Here is a 17,181-nt window from a genome sequence, read left to right as displayed (position 1 = left end):
TTAAAATAATACGTTGTTTGAAATATGTGTTGTCGTCTCAGGTTTGACCCCATCGTTGGCCGTATGAAGACTGACAACCCGATAGTAATATCCGGTTATAACGGTCCAGTTCGATTGGGCATTCAGGGTCTGCGTTTGCGATTTCTTCTTGGAACCGGATTGATAGAGTATCCAGGCCGATCCCGTCCAGCGCTCAAGTCGATAATCGACTTGCAGCGATTTCATTTCCGAGAAGGTCGTTGTTGTTGTATTTACAACCGCAGTCAGCCCCCCTCCAGGTGTAACCGTCCCCTCTGCCTGATAAATATAATTTGGGGAAGACAACATATTAACACTTGGTTCCAAGGGCGGTGGTGGTGGAGTAAGCGCGTGAGGCTGGATACTTGGACTGGCGACAGCTACCCCGGCGGTTGGTATAGCAAGAATTATGGGTGCCGATAGTGCTGCAACAATCATGACTTTCAACATGGACGTTATTCTTATTTTCCGCATATGTATCCACCCTTCATTTTCCAAATTTGATTTTGTGTAAGTATTAAACGGATGTAGTGGTTAGAAGGTTTCAAAAAAATAAAAGACGCTCCGACTTACATGTCGGCAGCGTCTTTTGGTTCTCTGATGCATCATCGGGTAAATACATACTGAATGGATGAAACCTAAATAATTCCATTCCGTATCCATAAGATAAAGTTGATATGAAATTATTCTCACATGCCTCAGACCAAATGACAGGCTACAAAATGATCCGCTCCAAAGTTCCGATACGCTGGAATTTGCTGCTTGCAGATATCTTCTGCCCATGGACAACGTGTATGGAACTTGCATCCAGTTGGCGGATTCACCGGACTGGGGATATCCCCTTTAAGCACAATTCGTTCCCGTTTCAATTTGGGAATCGGCACAGGTACAGCTGATAGCAGCGCTTTCGTATACGGATGCAGTGGATTGCCGAATAACTCATCTCTGGAGGCCGTCTCGACCATGGAGCCCAGATACATCACTCCAATGCGGTCACACAGATGTTCCACCACACTCAGATCATGCGAAATAAACAAGTAAGCAAGGCCACGCTCTTGCTGAAGTCGTCTGAACAGGTTGATAATCTGAGCCTGAATAGACACGTCCAGTGCTGATACCGGTTCATCTGCGATAATCAGTTTCGGATTTAAGATCAAAGCTCGCGCAATCCCAATCCGCTGTCGCTGACCACCAGAGAACTCATGGGGAAAACGATCAATATGATAAGATGACAATCCGCAGGCTCCGAGTACCTCCTTGACGAGATCACGAACCTCGCTTGCGGTAGCCAATCCGTGATCCAATACAGCCTCCCCGATCGCATCACCAATGCGAATGCGCGGATTCAGTGAACTGTAGGGGTCCTGGAAAATAAGTTGAAGCTGCGGACGGATCTTCCGCACTTCCTGCATAGATAACTGATGCAAGTCAACACCTTGAAAACGAATCTGTCCTTCCGTTTTTTCCGTTAAGCGCACGATCGTTCTTCCAACGGTGCTCTTGCCACTTCCGGATTCACCCACTAATCCAAACGTCTCGCCTTCATGGATTGTGATGCTGATATCATCGACTGCTTTCACATGGGCTACTGTACGATTCAATAAACCTTTGCGCACAGGAAAATAGGTTTTGAGATGTTCGATTTCCAATAGAGGTTCAGACATGACTCAATGCCTCCTCATACAGCCAGCATGCAGCCTTCTGTCCGGGCCCAAGCTGCTTCAGCGTAGGCATTTGCGTGGTGCATATCGACATACAGTGCTCACAACGATCAGCAAAATGACAGGAATCTTTTAAGGATAGTGGATCAGGTACATGTCCGGGTATCGAATACAATTCGTCCTGTCGTTGATTGATAATCGGCTTGGAGCGTAGTAATCCCTGGGTATATGGATGTTTGGGAGACTCGAACAATTGCACAACTTCCCCCTCTTCCACCACTTTGCCTGCATACATTACAACGACATAATCCGCCATTTCGGCTACAACGCCAAGGTCATGCGTGATCATCAGAATGGAGGTTCCTGACTGGGACTTGATATGTTGTAACATATCCAATATCTGCGCTTGAATGGTCACATCCAGTGCGGTGGTTGGTTCATCCGCGATTAACAGTTTCGGGTTACATGAGATGGCAATGGCAATCATAATGCGCTGCAGCATACCTCCACTCAGTTCGTGCGGATAGCTGTTTGCAATCTGTTCCGGTCGTGAAATACCAACTTCGGCAATCAGCTCAACCGCTCTGGCACGAGCCTGCTTTTTACTCATTTTCAAGTGTACAATCAGCGGCTCCATTAATTGCTCACCGATCTTCAGCACGGGATTCAACGAGGACATCGGTTCCTGAAAAATCATGGAGATGTCATTGCCCCGGATGGCACGCAGCGAAGATTTACTTTCACGGAGCAGATCCCGTCCATCAAAACGGATCACACCTCCTACTACCTTGCCAGCCGGTTCTTCAATCAATCCCATAATCGACATGGCGGTTACACTTTTGCCGCAACCTGATTCACCAACGATGCACACCGTCTCCCCTTCACGTACATTCAGGCTTACGCCGTCCACGGCTTTGACATTGCCTTCTTCTGAGTAAAAATGAGTTTCAAGTTGTTCAATTTCTATCATATTTTGCATGAGGCGTGCTCACCTTCTCTTCTGTTTGGGATCTAATACATCTCGAAGACCATCACCAAAAATGTTAATCGCAATAACGGTCACGAAAATGGACAGCCCTGGTGGAATCCATAACCACGGATGCTGTTGAAAATCAATCATGTTGTTGGCCGCATCGATCATATTGCCCCATGTAGGCGTTGGCGGCATGACACCGAGTCCAAAAAAGCTGAGTACTGACTCGCTTAGAATGGACCCACCGATATTCAGAGTCGCCATGACGATGAGCAGCGGGACAATATTGGGCAGAAGATGGTGAAACAGTTTGCGACGGTCACGCAAGCCAAGAACAACAGCAGCCTGCATGAATTCACGCTCCCGCAAGCTTAACATCTGTCCCCGTACCATTCGGGCCATACCGGGCCAGTTGACAAAGCTGAGCATCAGCATGACGATATACATTCTGGAATCCGGTGGAACTTTCCAATCCGATAACAACGCGCCGAAAATGAACAGCAGCGGCAATCCCGGAATCGTAAGCAGCAAGTCGGCAATCCGCATAATGACCTGATCAACAATGCCACGATAATATCCGGCGATGGCTCCAAGCAAGGAGCCGATAAATACGGATAGAACCATGGAAGCCAAACCAACAGTGAGCGAGATACGACCAGCCATCAGCACACGGGTAAGCACATCCCTACCAAGCGCATCTGTACCAAGCCAATGATGAATGCCTGGACCTTGTTTCATCGCCGCCATATTGATCTTGTTATCGGTATAAGGTGAGAACAGCGGTCCAATGAAACAAGCCACAAACATCAACAAAACCACGATGAATCCGCCAACGGCAAGCTTGTTCTTGAGCAGTCTTCGGAGCGACAATTTCCATAAAGAAGACTTGGTAGGAACCTTTAAAGGTAAGGCAGCTTCTGCGGCATTTCTCGTTACAGACGATGAAGAAATTGTCATTTTCATAGCCCCCTATTGCAAACGGACACGCGGATCTGCGATGTGATAGAGCACATCAGACAGTAGCGTTCCAATGACGGTCAGGATGGCGATAAACATGGTAAAGCCCATCAGCAGCGGATAATCACGCAGTGAGAAGGACTGCATATATAACTGGCCGATACCGGGCCAGCTGAATATTTTCTCAATAATCAGTGAACCGCCGAATAAGGACGGCAGCTCGAATCCAATCAGTGTAATTGCAGGTAAAAGAGCATTGCGCAAGGCATGGGTATACAACACTTTGCTTTCTTTTAAACCCTTGGCTCGCGCTGTTCGAATATAATCCTGCTTGATCACATCAATCATGTTGCTGCGGAAGTAACGGGTAAGTGAGCCTACCCCAAGAAGAGTCATAACAATTACAGGCAAGGTCATGTGCTGAATCACCTCTTTGACATAGGCCAGACCGGTAGCATTACTTCCTGTAGTCATCATGCCGCCTGGAGGCAACCATTTTAGGTCAACCGCCAGCAGTTTAATCAAAAACAATCCGATAAAGAAGGATGGCACGGACATGGCTGCAAATATGCCTATCATCACGAAGGTATCGAACCACGAGTACTGCTTATAGGCAGCGATCACACCGATAATAACCGCGATAAACCAGGTCAGGAACGTAGTCACCGCAGCTAACAGAAATGAATTCCAGATATATTCGTTGAACAGCGAGAGCACTGGCTTTTGTTGTGCCAATGAATATCCGAAGTCCCCGTGTACAGCATTTTTCATCCAGATGAGATATCGTTCGATAACGGGCTTGTCCAGTCCGTATAATTCGCGCAGTTCGGCCTTACGCTCAGGACTCAGCTTAATGTTGCTGGAGATATAATCTCCAGGAGTAAGTGCATACAGGCTGAAAATCAGAACGGAAGCGGCCAGCAAAATAAGAACCATGTATGTCATCCGTTTCACAATGTAAGTGCTCATATCAGGCTCCTTATCAATGCGTCCCCTGCATCTGCGACATCGCAAACACAAGGGACGTTTTGTTTATTTCGGTATGGATGTTTCTTGATTCATACCACTGCTTATTTCAGAGACCATTCCGGCAAGCTGGTTGCAATCCCGCGGTATGGACTGACAGAGAGCCCATCGATCCGACCATTATAGGCGTAGACTGTTTTTTTGTAACTGGTGAAAATGACAGGCAGCTCATCGTTGAGCAACTGGTACAACTCTTTGTATACTGCCTTGCGCTCCTCAATGTCTGTCGTAGCCAAACCTTTGTTGTAAAGCTCTTTCACTTTGGGATTGTCGTACCCTTTCAGCTCACCATCCACAAATTGCAGTACCCCGTCTGAAGGATCCGTTAGCATCGGTGTGGAGAAGGAAGCCACGTCGTAATCGCCGCCCTCCACTTTGGAGACAAGTGAGTTGAAATCCGCGAAGACTTCAGGCTGGAACTGCACGCCAATCGCCTCGAAGTTTTCTTTGGCTACAGCAATGAAGATATCCGTGGCCGGACTTTTCGTTCCGAGGAAATGAAGAGATAACTTCTTCCCGTTTTTCTCACGGATGCCATCCGCTCCAGACACCCAGCCTGCGTCGTCCAGCAATTGATTGGCTTTGTCCGGATCATAGGCGTATGGATTAATACCTTCTTCCGTATAAGACCAGGAAATAGGTGAAGTCGGGATGTTGGCAACAGCCCCTGCCCCTTGGTTGGCATCTACATAGATGGACTGACGATCCAGGCCATAGGTAATGGCTTGCCGTACTTCTTTTTCCTGAAGCTGTTCATGTTCCAGATTGAGCTGTAAATATCCGTATGTACTTGGTGTGTAAGGCAGAAGGTTGAGGTATGGGATATTTTTCAGCTTATCAATATTCTCCTGGGTAGCCGTGAACGAAGTGAAGTCGATCTCTCCGGTCTCAATAAACTGCCAGGTGTCTCCTTCCGATGTTTTATATATGAAATGCTCGGTTTTCGGTTTGCCCTTGTAGTAGAATTCATTGGCAACGAATCGGACTTCCTGACCCGGAATGAACTTTTCGAGTTTATAAGGACCATTGCCTACAGGTGTTGCATGAAGATTTTTAATGTATTCGAGCTTTCCGAATTGATAGTCTTTGCCGTAGTAGGCTTTGGACAACACTTCAGAGCCCAATGTAAGCAGAGCAGTTGCGTTGGGTTGTTCCAGCGTGACCGAGATCGTTAACGGATCAATGACCTTAATACCCTCAATGTGATCTGCCTTTCCTTCGGTATACGCTTTGCCGCCTTTCACCTTGGTGGAGAAAATATCGAATCCACCGTCATACGACTTGTCATGCAGAATGGTCCATGTAAAAGCAATATCATCTGCGGTGAGCGTGGAGCCGTCACTGAACTTGGAATCTTTTCTCAGATGAAACGTGTATGTACGCTGATCGTCGGACACATCCCAGCTTTCAGCGAGATCAGGAACAGGCAATCCCTTCTCATCTACGGTCACAAGTGAAGCAAATAGCAATGAAGCAACGTTGCCATCATATCCGCTTTGATGGAAGTACGGTGTGAAAGCCCCGCTGGGATCCGTAAGTCCCACAATCACCGTATCCGTCCGTTTTTTTGCCGTCTCAGGTAATTGATTCAGGTCCGTCGCCTGAAATGGTACATCCAGTGCTGCTGAAACCGGAGTGGCTTGTGTCCCCGGATTCGTTGTCCCGCTTCCAGCAGTAGTGGTCTCTGCTCCCCCACCTCCAGCACATGCCGATAACACAATTGCACTACTGATAATTAACGATGCCACGGATAAACCTTTCACTCTCATAAAATCCTCCCCAATTCATAAATGATCCATATTTTTCTCGCTCAGCCGTTCCTAATTCCCGAAATAATCCAGAATATATATAATTCCTATGAAATTAGTAAGGTATAAGTTCGATAAGCCCTATTATAAGAACCGCATTCGGTTCTGTAAATAGAGAACCACAAAAAAATATTTATATTAAACCCATTAATATCCACTTTAAAGCGATAAAATAGCCGTATGTTTTGCGCGGATTTCCTGAATAAATTTCAGTTCGGCCACAACAAACATACGGCTGTATCAGAGGAATACTTTTTTTCTAAAAACCACATTTTGATAAACGTTATTGTTCCAAATAATTCATCACATTCGGTAAAATTTGCTCCAGTGCATGAAGACGAAGTGAATACTCAACCAGGCTCTCTCCTTCAAAATGAGCATAGACCAACCCTGCTCCACGAAGCTTGGAAAGATGGTCATGAGTAATTCCTTTGGAGAGCTTCAAGTGACGAACAATTTCTATGAACGAACGCGGTCCCTGATGCAGAAAACGCATGATTTTCAGTCGGTTCTTCTCTCCCAAGCTGCGAATCACACGCAAATGATGGGTCGGAATATACTCATGGTCTCCCATATACAATCTGGAGGAATAATGGCACAGCAGAGTATCCCCAAAATGCAGGATGACATTTAGCGGCTGAAAATGAAATTGTGGTACAAGCAGCAGTCTCTCCAGCCCCTTTATGTCCCGGAACATCAAACCGTTGGTCGCATCGTCGAGTACTTTTTCCTGGGGAGATTGACTTAACTGTTCCTTGCGGTTCAGAACCTCCTGGCGCAGATGTTGTAAGATTACGGGATCAAGCAAGCGAAAATATTGCTCATTCCACCCGGTTAAGACATAGGTCATCTTAGTCTGGAAAGCAGCGATATCATCTGTATACGGGAAGCTGTACCGACTAAAAATGTCATGGAGTTCAAGCACTGTTCGTTGGCTGAACCATTCAATAAAATCCTCCGGCTCCTCGGCTTCCACTTGCAAACAGACAAGCAGATACATCCATTTCCAATCATCATCCACGTTCATATTTTGCAAGACAGCAGCAAGCTCAGGAGTTAGCTGTCCTTCTGTTTCTAGCGCCCAGGCTATGGATAAATCAATCTTTTTATGCGATTTTCGGCAAATATATGTATGCAAACTAGCCATGAATTCAAATACAGACGTAAATCCAACCTCAATGCGATAGCTCAATCTCAACCTCTCCTATCTTGCAAAGTCGTTCCATTATACCCTGTTTGCAGCCGTGCATGCTACGATTATAGGGTAAACAAAAAGCCGCACAGTGAAATATTCCACCGTACGGCTTCTCAATAGACCGGATCTCCTGTCTCCAAAAATAATACCTTGAATCAGGCTCCTTCGCCTTCAACCATCAGTTCCAGCTTAATCACATTCACACGTGAAATCCGCTTATGTTCGGTCTCTTGAATAACAAAGACATATCCACCATACTCTACCGATTGCCCCACTTCTGGTGGGATGGCCTCTACTCTGGAGTATAACCAGCCGCCAATCGTATCATAATCCGCCCGGTCCATATCCAGCCCAAAGCGTTCACTAACCTCTTCAATCAGCATGAGGCCGTCAATGGAATATTCCATCTCATCCACTTTCTCAATTGATGGACGCTCTTGGTCAAATTCGTCCTGAATCTCGCCCACAATCTCTTCCATGATGTCTTCAAGCGTTACAAGGCCGGAGGTTCCTCCGTACTCATCAATCAGGATGGCAATCTGTGTCTTGCTACGTTGCATCCGCTTGAGCAGGTCACTGATGGGAGTGGAATCGGGTACTGCGAGAATCGGCCGAATCACCGAGATGGTATCTGTAAGCTGAGATCGCATCAGGTCTTTAATGTGAATAAAACCGATAATATGGTCTTTGTCACCGTTATAAACCGGATAACGGGTACGCATGCTTTCACTGGCAATTTCCAGATTTTCCAGCATGGACTGATTGGCATTCAGGCAGATCATTTCCGTCCGCGGAATCATAATTTCACGGGCGGTTGTTGCCGTAAAATCAAATATATTATCAACAAGTGCCAATTCAGTATTGTCAATTAAACCGCTCTTATTGCTTTCTTTCATCAGAATGCGTATTTCATCTTCACTATGCGCTGAGTCATGCTCCGAGGCCGGTGCCATGCGAAACACTCTCAGCAGGCTGTTCGCCATACCATTCAATGCCCATATAAAGGGATACATTAATTTGTAAAAGAACGTAAGCAACGCCGCAGACCATAACGTGATCGTCTCTGATTTGCGGATGGCCATCGTCTTGGGAGCAAGTTCCCCGAGTACAATATGCAAAATCGTAATAATAACAAAAGCAATCGCAATGGAAATACCGTGTACGTATACCGGACCCATTCCAAATGCAGTAAACATGGGCTCTAACAGGTGAGCAATCGCTGGCTCTCCCAGCCAACCGAGTCCAAGTGAAGCAAGCGTTATGCCCAATTGACACGCGGATAGATAAGCATCCATGTTGCGTACAATATTGGAAGCATAAATCGCATTTTTATTACCTGTTTCCACCAAAGCTTCAATCCGGCTACCACGAACTTTGACCATCGCGAATTCTGCCGAGACAAAGAAACCATTCATCAATACAAGCAAAGCAATTAAAAATAAATTTAATATACTCGGTAAGGGGTCACTCAAATTATCATCCTATTCGCCGTCATTCTTCGGCAAATAGGTCCACCTCCTTCGAAAATGTAGGATATTTGCCATTCTGCTGCTCATATGCAGTTTCAACTTCCCAATGCGTTCACCTCCACCTTCTTCTGTCGATTAACAAGGATATGCTTCTTTTATTATATAATTCTACACTACACAGTCAATCCGTGTCCTATGACAACGAAATGATGCATACAGGCTATTTCGTTAACAAATGTACCGAATGCGCAGTTTTTTTTACGTTTTACTAACAAATATATGCATCTTCTTGCGTACGGTTTAACTTTTCTCTTACGCTCAGTTAATCTTTCAGCGATATACTTCCAAATAGAACAACAATTTTTGATTCCGGAGGTATGTACATTGAAAAGCCATCATGCTATGAAATGGAATGCTCTACTACTCAGCGCGGCTGTTGCGATCACAGCAGTGCCCTGGCAGGTCCATGCTGAACCCGTATCTGCCCAGCTACAGACGGCCCCGGCCGCATTTACCATTTTACCTATCGACCGTGCTCAGATTCTCGCAGGCCAAAAGCTGGATTTCCGGGTTGAGCTGAACGGTGCCAAGCTGAATTCGAAAGACATTAAAATCCAGGTTAATGGTTTGTCACCGGACAAATACTTCGGCAAGTCCGGAACATGGACAACCAGCACCGACCTGAGTACAGAATACACCATACGGGATGTTGCCTTCAAAGAGAGCGATTCCATCGTGGTAACCGCCGAAACGACTGCTACAGGCAAGCGTACATATTCACGGGTCGTATACCAAGTGTTCGATCCTTCCAAAGACACAGCCACATTGACAAACGGTGAGCAAGCCAAAAATGTCGTTCTGATGATCGGCGATGGCATGAGTGCCAATATTCGTACCGCCGCACGTGTTGTATCCAAGGGTATTAACGAAGGCAAATTCAAGGGTTGGCTGGAGATGGAACAAATGGATGCCATGGGCATGGTCACCACGTCTGGCATGGATTCCATCGTCACCGATTCCGCCAATAGTGCTTCCGCTTATGCAACCGGTCACAAAACAGCTGTAAATGCCGAGGGTGTCTACCCAGACAATACACCAGACCCTTTTGACGATCCGAAGGTGGAAAACATCGTTGAGCTGGTGAAACGGACACGTGGCATGGCTACCGGCCTTGTAACGACTGCGGATGTGACAGATGCGACACCTGCTGCGATGGCTGTACATACACGTAAGCGCGGAGAGCAAGAAGCGATCGCCGGCATGTATCTGAATGAAGCCAATCGACCGGATGTAATTCTGGGCGGTGGACTGGAGTGGTTCCTTCCAGCAGCTGACGGCGGAAAACGCAAAGATGGACGCAATATTGTGGAGGAGTTCAAAAAAGAAGGATATACCTATGTTACAGATGCAACGAATCTGGACAAGTCTGCCTCTACCAAATCATTGCTTGGATTATTCCGCAAAGGCAACATGAACGTATATTATGACCGGGAGTATACTCAACCTAACAATGCAGAAATTGTGGGCAAGGATACCGATCAGCCAACGTTGATGGAAATGACCGACACAGCCCTTCAGGTGCTGGAACAGAACAAGAACGGATTTTTCCTGATGGTCGAAGGTGCATCAATTGATAAACAGGCTCACACGATGGATTTTGAACGTTCCGTATGGGATGCAATTGAATTCGATCAAACGGTTGGTCGGGTTAAGGAATATGCGAAGAAACACCCGGATACGCTCGTTATCGTCACATCCGACCATGGTCATTCCCTTACCCTCAACGGAACGTATAACACGGAAGCCGCCAAAGGTAAATCGGGCGACGAACTCCGTGAATTGATCGGCACATATGCTGATTCCAAGTTCCCGACGTATGTGGATGCAAACGGAGATGGCTTCCCGGATAATCCGGATTCCGAGTGGAAGATTGCTGTCGGCTGGGGCAATATGCCGGATAACAACGAGGACTATCTTGCTAATCCGGTACCAATCAGCCCTACCATTCAGGACCCTAACGTCAAAGACAAAACATGGTATATCGCTAACCCGGACAAAGATCCGGACGGTGTTCACTACACGGGTAACTTGCCTCATGATGAAGGCCAGGAAGTCCACACATTCGACGATGTGCCAATCAATGCCTCGGGACCAGGGTCCCGTCTGTTCTCCGGCTATCTCGATAATACGGATGTGTTCCGTAAGATGGTAACTGCATTGAAGTTGGATGCGTCCAAGTAGCACAACGGTGAACTAACAAAAGAGTATCCTAGCTCATGCTCAGGCATGGCGGGATACTCTTTTTTCATGATTTTATGGATAATGAGGATTAGCTAGCACGTTTACTTAACGCTTTGCTCTACTGCTTCTACTGATTTATTCTCTTTCTGATGCCAACTCATTCTCTATAGGATCACTACGTTCCCATTAACGGTGTCCCAGCGCCACGGCGTGTCTTCCCCTTTGCCGATCTGAAGACCGCCAATCCAAGATGTATCATGTCTTAATAGTGCCCAATCTGCTTCTCCATTCAGCACTTGAATACCGAGTTCGGTCAAAGACAAGACACCGTGACGGAATTCATCATGATGCTGCTGGAAGTTAGGAAAAGCTTGTACACCGCTTAATTGAAGTAAAGCATGAGGTTCCTCCGTCATTCTCTTCAAATGAGCCCAGTACTCCAGATCACCCATTCCCAAGATATGCAATTGATCTCCAACATGCTTGAATAATGGATAAGGGCTATCCACGCCCTCTCTTACGGCCTCCAGTGTGGATTGCTCAATTATGCCCAGTCCGTTCGATACAGAAGGAAGACGGGACAAGTGTGCCTTGAATGCAGCATCTGCAAAAGGAAGCACCGATGTATTTTTCAGCAAGTAGTCCTTGTGATCCTGAATGTCAGAGGATGCATACGCACCCCAAAAATCGCTGCCAGCCTTGATTTCCTCTGCCCCCATCACATGCCAGGTACCTGATAAACGTCCGATCTGTGAGGGTGTAAGTTGCCCAAGTCCCCGAAAATGTTCAATATCTGGATAGGCATCGATGCATAACAGATTCAGCTTTGTATTTTTCAGGTCCTGTTCCTTGAAATAGTGCAGCAAATACGATAACATCGCCTGATCATAGAGGTCATACTCAAACCACAGGACGATCTCTTCGTGCTGATGGAATGACTTAAGCGTCTGCTCAAGTTCCTTAATTTTCAAATATTCAGTCTGTGGGATACCCAAGTGCTGCTCCAAATATTGTGCACGTCCACTTCGATCTTTCTCATTCCTCAAATTTCTTGTTATCGGTCCAAATGTATAGAGCTCTCGCCAGACCAGAACTTCACCTTGAATCCCGCTTTGTCTTAATCGATCTGCCGCATGGTCACCATTCATAATGTGAAGCATCCCTTTTCCTCCTTCGTATAGATCACTAAATACTGAAATCACATCGGCCACAGGCAATGAACGTCTGAGCCTGGATCTGGCATCATACAACCGTTTCTTTAGAGCCGGAACATTAACCCCGAGGAATTCCGACATTTCCTTGAGCGAGTAGCCCTGAAAATAAAACAGTTCAACAGCAAGCTGCATGGAAGTTGGCAAAATGGAAATCGAATCTCGCAGGATACGATGCACCTCTCCTTTCAAAGCCTGTTCTTCAGGGTTATGAGTCTGATCCTCTTCTTGAATTACATCCTGAATCTCCAGGACCGGGACGGTGCCATGCTGCTTACGCCTCATTAGACGGTAACACTGTCTCTCCACGATGACTTTGAACCACCCGGGAAAAGCATCAGGGTTGTCCAGTTTGGACAAATTCGCAAAGGCCTCCGTGAATGCCTCTTGTACTACATCTTCGGCCAGGAACGTATCCCCTAATTTTTGATAGGCGACAGCCAGTGCCATCCCCCGAAATTGCGTCACCAGCTGTTCATATGCCTCGGCTTCGCCCTTGATTGCTCCATCGATCCATATCTTCAATATGTTTCGCTCCTTCCTGTACGCTTGCTGCTTGATGTATTTATCTTTAAGTGCCCTGATTTGAGAAAAAGGTTACTTCTGCTTATGTTTAATTTTCTATTTGATTATGCTCTTTATCATCATATAGGAAAAGCTGCCCCGTTTGCGGAATAACATCCGCAATCGAGACAGCCTCTGTATGGCCGTATTATATTATGTTCTTTTTTTCCTACAGATTAACGTCTGCTCGGTTGTTGCGGATAGTTTCCGATCACACCTGGATATTGATACAACAACGGCTCATCGAATGTAGCGTAGTCGAAATTGACCATCAGAAGCATGATCCGTTTTCCGCTGTTCGGGTCACTGATGATGATATGGTCACGACCAGCGGCTTCCAGAATGCCTTGGAAAATGCGGGCATTCCACTCTTTGTTACCTTCGTATGTCATGTAGAATGTTCCACATTTACCCAGGTTAAGCCGTAAAATATTTTCGATGTAGGATTGTTCAAACTGTGGCGCAGTTGTGGTTACAACTCCACCCGTAGGTGTCATTGGAGCACCGCTTGATACAAGCGGTGGTACGCCTGTGGAGCTAGGTGAAACCATGCCTGGTGTTGGGGACATCATCGGCATCCCGTTACCGATTTTATATGATGTTCCTTGAACTTGCGAATTGGCCTGTTGGCCCATAACCTGTGTTGGTTGATAAGGCTGGTTAATCATAATGATTCCTCCCAAAATTTAATATACGGTTGGACAGTCTTCGCCTGTCGGACTGAAGAAACAATGCGCCTTGAAGCGGCCTGTATTTTGCTGGTCATACCACGTTGGCGGACATTCTCCCACCGGACGGAAAAACCACAGGGAGTTGCTGGCTGGCCAGAAGCGTTCACCATTAATGACACGCTGTGCCAAGCGTATTTCCGATTGTCTTGCCCGTTGGTAGAAATATCCTTTTTGCGTAGATTCGAAGCCACCCGGGTTCTGAAACACCATTCGATTAATGTCCCGAATATCACCGAAATCCAAGCAATCGCCGAGCACCCGGTTTACACCCACATTGCCTACAAGCAGCATGCCTTGTTCGCCGTCACCTTCAGCCTCCGCTCTCATCAGTCTAGCGAGCAGCTTGACGTCTTCCGAGTTGGCTTTAATAACAGCCATATCCTGTTTCCTCCCTTGTTGAACCTCTTCATCACCGTATATCGTATTGTGCAGATGCCCATTCGGTGACACGATTTTATCTTTTTCTCATAAAAAAAAGCCCGGAACCTCACCCTATGTGAAGTCCCGAGACATAACATTTCCTATATAACCTGCCTACTCAGGGCTTGGCTTGAATCCAGTAATCGTAAGCATGTACGATATTGCCTTTGTAGGCTTTATACTCGCTTAACAGATCGGGAAGCAGTGCCAGCTGGCGTTCCATTTCCGCTGCTCCCTTATCATAAAATGAAATATGTCTACCTTCAAAATTCTCTTTCATCTCCACCGAGATCAACAGTGGTTTACCCAAACGATCCGCAATTTTCATTTCCTGACTGACGACGTCGGCAATTCCATTGGAGCCTTCAGCGATGTTACGGAATGCCATCAGAGATATGTGATCCAGCGTTGTGATCATGTATTCACTGACAGACATGTCTCTTCCTGGTAACGGGAACGTATCTAGCCAAACGGCCAGATCGGCACTCGTTTCGAGATCGCTGTCCTTTTTCGTCTCTTCATGGAAATAAGCAATATTGGCAGCCCATTCGGTCAGCAGCGTATCCCGATCATTTTCCCATTCAGGTAAGGTGTATGGTTCAATATCGAGATGGATTCCCTTAAAACGTTCATCCGGTTCAGATTCGGCGTTATAATTTTTCACATAATCGATCAAGCGCTGTATCCGTGGCCGATTTTCCTTTTTACCCCAGATTGGATGGCCGCCCATGGCATGAACCTCAATACCTTGAGCCTGTGCGCGTTTCACAAAACTGCGATAACTGGAGTACGGTTGATCCAAATCAAGCCGGACGTATAACCAATTGATGTTTTGTTCTTTGGCGAACTCCAGAATGTGATCTCCACCGTCATTCGTAACTTGAGAAGCCTGCCAGATATAGGTTCCCCGGATTTCCGGTTGATTGGATGGATTCTCCGGTAATGGTACTTCCTCTGGCTCCAGCTGCCCCCAGTACACGATGTCATGCACAGCTGATCCTGCGTAGGAAGCATGATCTGTGAATGCAGACGCCACTTCCTTTATGACACTCTCCAATTGCGCAGCGCCTTTTCCGGCAAACGTCGTGAACTCTTCCCCAGGCATAGGCTTGGTATTTACCCCAACGGTAATAGAACCATTTCTGGCGTCCGCCCACATCATTTCCTGTTCTACCAAAAGTATAATTCCATTGTTTCCTTGCGCGCTGTCACGGTAAGCGAGCAGCGTAATATGATCAAATTGTCCGATAAACCAGTGTGACAACGACTCGTTATCCGCATCGTCAGTAGTTCTGCTGCCCGTTACAGTATAAGAATCGAGCCAAAAAGGCAAGTCGACATTCACTTCAACCGCCCCAGCCTGCTTCACCTGTTCCAGCAAGAGCTTCATATTGACAACCCAGGATTGGACCAGCGGCTTAGCATCTTCTTTCCACTGTGGCAATACATAAGGTTTGATATCCAGGTGAAGGGCGTCAAATCGCTCTTCCGGCTTTGCAGCGAGGTTATAATTACTTACCCAGGATGCCAGCTTGAGCATTGGACCTTCACGACCACTCACTGCCCATGACGGATCTCCACCCAGAGCTTCAACCGCAATTCCAGCCTTGCTGGCTTTGGATATAAACGTATGATAGACATCCTCTGACAGATTCATATCCACATTCACATACAGTCTGTTAATCTTATGTTTAGCTGCATTGTCCAGCAGCTCGTTTCCTCCATCACTGACAGATTTGGCCTGCCATACCCAGGCTGCTCTTATATCTGCGTCAGCCTCAGCAGTAGATTCAAAGCCTGTCATTATAATCCCTCCAATCAGCAGTAATAGCCAAAACACTTTCCGGGATGAGTTCCCGAACATATTCTCCCTCCATTCCTGTACTGTGGTAAAATCACATTTATTATAGCAACCGAGTTACCAAAAACAAATAAGCCCAAGTGCTTAACTTGGGCTTATTTCTGCTATGTTTTCAAAAGTTTACAATTGACCGGAGAAATCCCGGTACTAGTCCTCATATATCATTTTTCGGGTCATGCCCCCGTCAATAATCAGGTTGGTCCCTGTGACAAAGGTATTGCTCGGATCGGACAAATATAAACAAGCGCGGGAGATATCCGAAGGAACACCTACACGTCCTGCCGGGTGCTGTTCATGGTCCTCTGGCTTCAATTTCTCCACATTTCCTGTCTCAATCCATCCCGGACTGATACAATTGACCCGAATTTTGTCTTTACCCAAGGATACAGCCATCGCATGTGTCAACGCCACGATAGCTCCCTTGGACGCAGCATAGGCCTCTGTTTCCGGCTCTGACATCAACGCACGTGTTGAGGCCATGTTCACAATTGCTCCACCATTTTCGTTGTGCTTCATATGTTTGGCCGCTTCACGGCTTGCGAGAAAGCAACTTCGCACATTGGTATTGAGTATATCGTCCCACTCTTCCAGCGTTAGGTCATAGGGAGACTTCCATCTGGAGACACCCGCATTGTTTATGAGCACATCAATCTGTTTGAATTCATCCATTGTCGTTTGAATGAGGTTTGTTATATCCTTCTCTTGACGTACATCACACTGGACAAAGATGGCTTCTCCGCCTTCATTGCGAATCGAAGCTGCCGCAGCAGCCCCTTCCGCTTCCTGATAGTCGGCAAGTACGACTTTAGCCCCTGCAACCGCATAGGCCTCAGCTACACTTCGTCCGATTCCTTGGGCTGCTCCCGTTACAACCACGACTTGATCTGTAAATGACATCATCATTTCCTCCTCTATTGGGATGGTCCATTCATTACATAAGCCTACATCAACTCACCGAATATGGACCATAAATTGAATAAAGTCTCTTCTTATATAAAAACACGTTAGCCCCATTAAGAAACGCTTGTCCATAAAAGAAATTAAAA

At 46.5% G+C, this 17,181-nt stretch carries 14 protein-coding genes; 1 reads left to right on the top strand and 13 read right to left on the bottom strand.

The window, feature by feature from the left end; translation table 11 throughout:
• From BLS14_RS05755 to BLS14_RS05720, 8 genes are all read right to left on the bottom strand, one after another.
• Positions 1–468, bottom strand: coding sequence for a hypothetical protein (locus BLS14_RS05755; protein ID WP_176854359.1), 468 nt, complete (start codon positions 466–468; stop codon positions 1–3).
• A 248-nt stretch (positions 469–716) separates the two neighbouring features.
• On the bottom strand, positions 717–1,682 hold the full coding sequence (locus BLS14_RS05750; RefSeq protein ID WP_072732894.1) for an ABC transporter ATP-binding protein: 966 nt from the start codon (positions 1,680–1,682) through the stop codon (positions 717–719).
• Positions 1,675–2,658, bottom strand: a complete 984-nt coding sequence (locus BLS14_RS05745) for an ABC transporter ATP-binding protein (protein ID WP_063563944.1) — start codon at positions 2,656–2,658, stop codon at positions 1,675–1,677. The genes BLS14_RS05750 and BLS14_RS05745 overlap by 8 nt, the downstream gene beginning before the upstream one ends.
• Before the next feature lie 9 nt (positions 2,659–2,667).
• Complete coding sequence (opp4C, locus tag BLS14_RS05740) at positions 2,668–3,609, bottom strand: oligopeptide ABC transporter permease (RefSeq protein ID WP_063563945.1); 942 nt, start codon at positions 3,607–3,609, stop codon at positions 2,668–2,670.
• A 12-nt stretch (positions 3,610–3,621) separates the two neighbouring features.
• Entirely contained in the window at positions 3,622–4,578 is a 957-nt protein-coding gene (locus BLS14_RS05735; RefSeq protein ID WP_063563946.1) for an ABC transporter permease, read from the bottom strand.
• A gap of 101 nt (positions 4,579–4,679) precedes the next feature.
• Positions 4,680–6,404 carry an ABC transporter substrate-binding protein gene (locus BLS14_RS05730; RefSeq protein WP_090949990.1) on the bottom strand — a complete coding sequence of 575 codons (1,725 nt, stop codon included), beginning with the start codon at positions 6,402–6,404 and terminating at the stop codon, positions 4,680–4,682.
• Between the two features lie 322 nt (positions 6,405–6,726).
• On the bottom strand, positions 6,727–7,635 hold the full coding sequence (locus tag BLS14_RS05725; RefSeq protein ID WP_244552079.1) for an ArsR/SmtB family transcription factor: 909 nt from the start codon (positions 7,633–7,635) through the stop codon (positions 6,727–6,729).
• Between the two features lie 158 nt (positions 7,636–7,793).
• Positions 7,794–9,110, bottom strand: a complete 1,317-nt coding sequence (locus BLS14_RS05720; protein ID WP_063563949.1) for a hemolysin family protein — start codon at positions 9,108–9,110, stop codon at positions 7,794–7,796.
• A gap of 381 nt (positions 9,111–9,491) precedes the next feature.
• Between BLS14_RS05720 and BLS14_RS05715 the strand changes: the two genes are divergently transcribed.
• Complete coding sequence (locus BLS14_RS05715) at positions 9,492–11,348, top strand: alkaline phosphatase (RefSeq protein ID WP_205411994.1); 1,857 nt, start codon at positions 9,492–9,494, stop codon at positions 11,346–11,348.
• A gap of 164 nt (positions 11,349–11,512) precedes the next feature.
• Here BLS14_RS05715 and BLS14_RS05710 read toward each other — a convergent pair whose 3' ends face one another.
• The 5 genes from BLS14_RS05710 to BLS14_RS05690 all read right to left on the bottom strand — a co-directional run bounded on the left by BLS14_RS05710 (position 11,513) and on the right by BLS14_RS05690 (position 17,032).
• Positions 11,513–13,084, bottom strand: coding sequence for a sigma-70 family RNA polymerase sigma factor (locus BLS14_RS05710; RefSeq protein WP_090949988.1), 1,572 nt, complete (start codon positions 13,082–13,084; stop codon positions 11,513–11,515).
• Between the two features lie 215 nt (positions 13,085–13,299).
• Positions 13,300–13,791 (bottom strand): spore coat protein GerQ, encoded by a 492-nt coding sequence (gene gerQ / locus BLS14_RS05705; protein ID WP_063563951.1) that lies wholly within the window; start codon positions 13,789–13,791, stop codon positions 13,300–13,302.
• 18 nt (positions 13,792–13,809) lie between these two features.
• Positions 13,810–14,232: a cell wall hydrolase gene (locus BLS14_RS05700; RefSeq protein WP_063563952.1), complete on the bottom strand. Its 423-nt coding sequence runs from the start codon at positions 14,230–14,232 to the stop codon at positions 13,810–13,812.
• Between the two features lie 160 nt (positions 14,233–14,392).
• Complete coding sequence (locus BLS14_RS05695; protein WP_256336166.1) at positions 14,393–16,078, bottom strand: hypothetical protein; 1,686 nt, start codon at positions 16,076–16,078, stop codon at positions 14,393–14,395.
• 204 nt (positions 16,079–16,282) lie between these two features.
• Positions 16,283–17,032, bottom strand: a complete 750-nt coding sequence (locus BLS14_RS05690) for an SDR family NAD(P)-dependent oxidoreductase (RefSeq protein ID WP_063563954.1) — start codon at positions 17,030–17,032, stop codon at positions 16,283–16,285.
• Positions 17,033–17,181 lie beyond the last annotated feature (149 nt).

It is taken from the genome of Paenibacillus sp. OK060, from assembly GCF_900101205.1.
Taxonomy (GTDB): Bacteria; Bacillota; Bacilli; order Paenibacillales; family Paenibacillaceae; genus Paenibacillus; species Paenibacillus marchantiae.
The sequence above is the reverse complement of the archived record's forward strand: the minus strand, read 5'-3'. Positions and strand labels throughout refer to the sequence as shown.

Excerpts from the sequence above, each read along its gene's own strand:
- BLS14_RS05755 (WP_176854359.1), bottom strand. The coding sequence starts at position 468 with ATGTTGAAAGTCATGATTGTTGCAGCACTATCGGCACCCATAATTCTT.
- BLS14_RS05750 (WP_072732894.1), bottom strand. The coding sequence starts at position 1,682 with ATGTCTGAACCTCTATTGGAAATCGAACATCTCAAAACCTATTTTCCT.
- BLS14_RS05745 (WP_063563944.1), bottom strand. The coding sequence starts at position 2,658 with ATGCAAAATATGATAGAAATTGAACAACTTGAAACTCATTTTTACTCA.
- opp4C (WP_063563945.1), bottom strand. The coding sequence starts at position 3,609 with ATGACAATTTCTTCATCGTCTGTAACGAGAAATGCCGCAGAAGCTGCC.
- BLS14_RS05735 (WP_063563946.1), bottom strand. The coding sequence starts at position 4,578 with ATGAGCACTTACATTGTGAAACGGATGACATACATGGTTCTTATTTTG.
- BLS14_RS05730 (WP_090949990.1), bottom strand. The coding sequence starts at position 6,404 with ATGAGAGTGAAAGGTTTATCCGTGGCATCGTTAATTATCAGTAGTGCA.
- gerQ (WP_063563951.1), bottom strand. The coding sequence starts at position 13,791 with ATGATTAACCAGCCTTATCAACCAACACAGGTTATGGGCCAACAGGCC.
- BLS14_RS05700 (WP_063563952.1), bottom strand. The coding sequence starts at position 14,232 with ATGGCTGTTATTAAAGCCAACTCGGAAGACGTCAAGCTGCTCGCTAGA.
- BLS14_RS05695 (WP_256336166.1), bottom strand. The coding sequence starts at position 16,078 with ATGACAGGCTTTGAATCTACTGCTGAGGCTGACGCAGATATAAGAGCA.
- BLS14_RS05690 (WP_063563954.1), bottom strand. The coding sequence starts at position 17,032 with ATGTCATTTACAGATCAAGTCGTGGTTGTAACGGGAGCAGCCCAAGGA.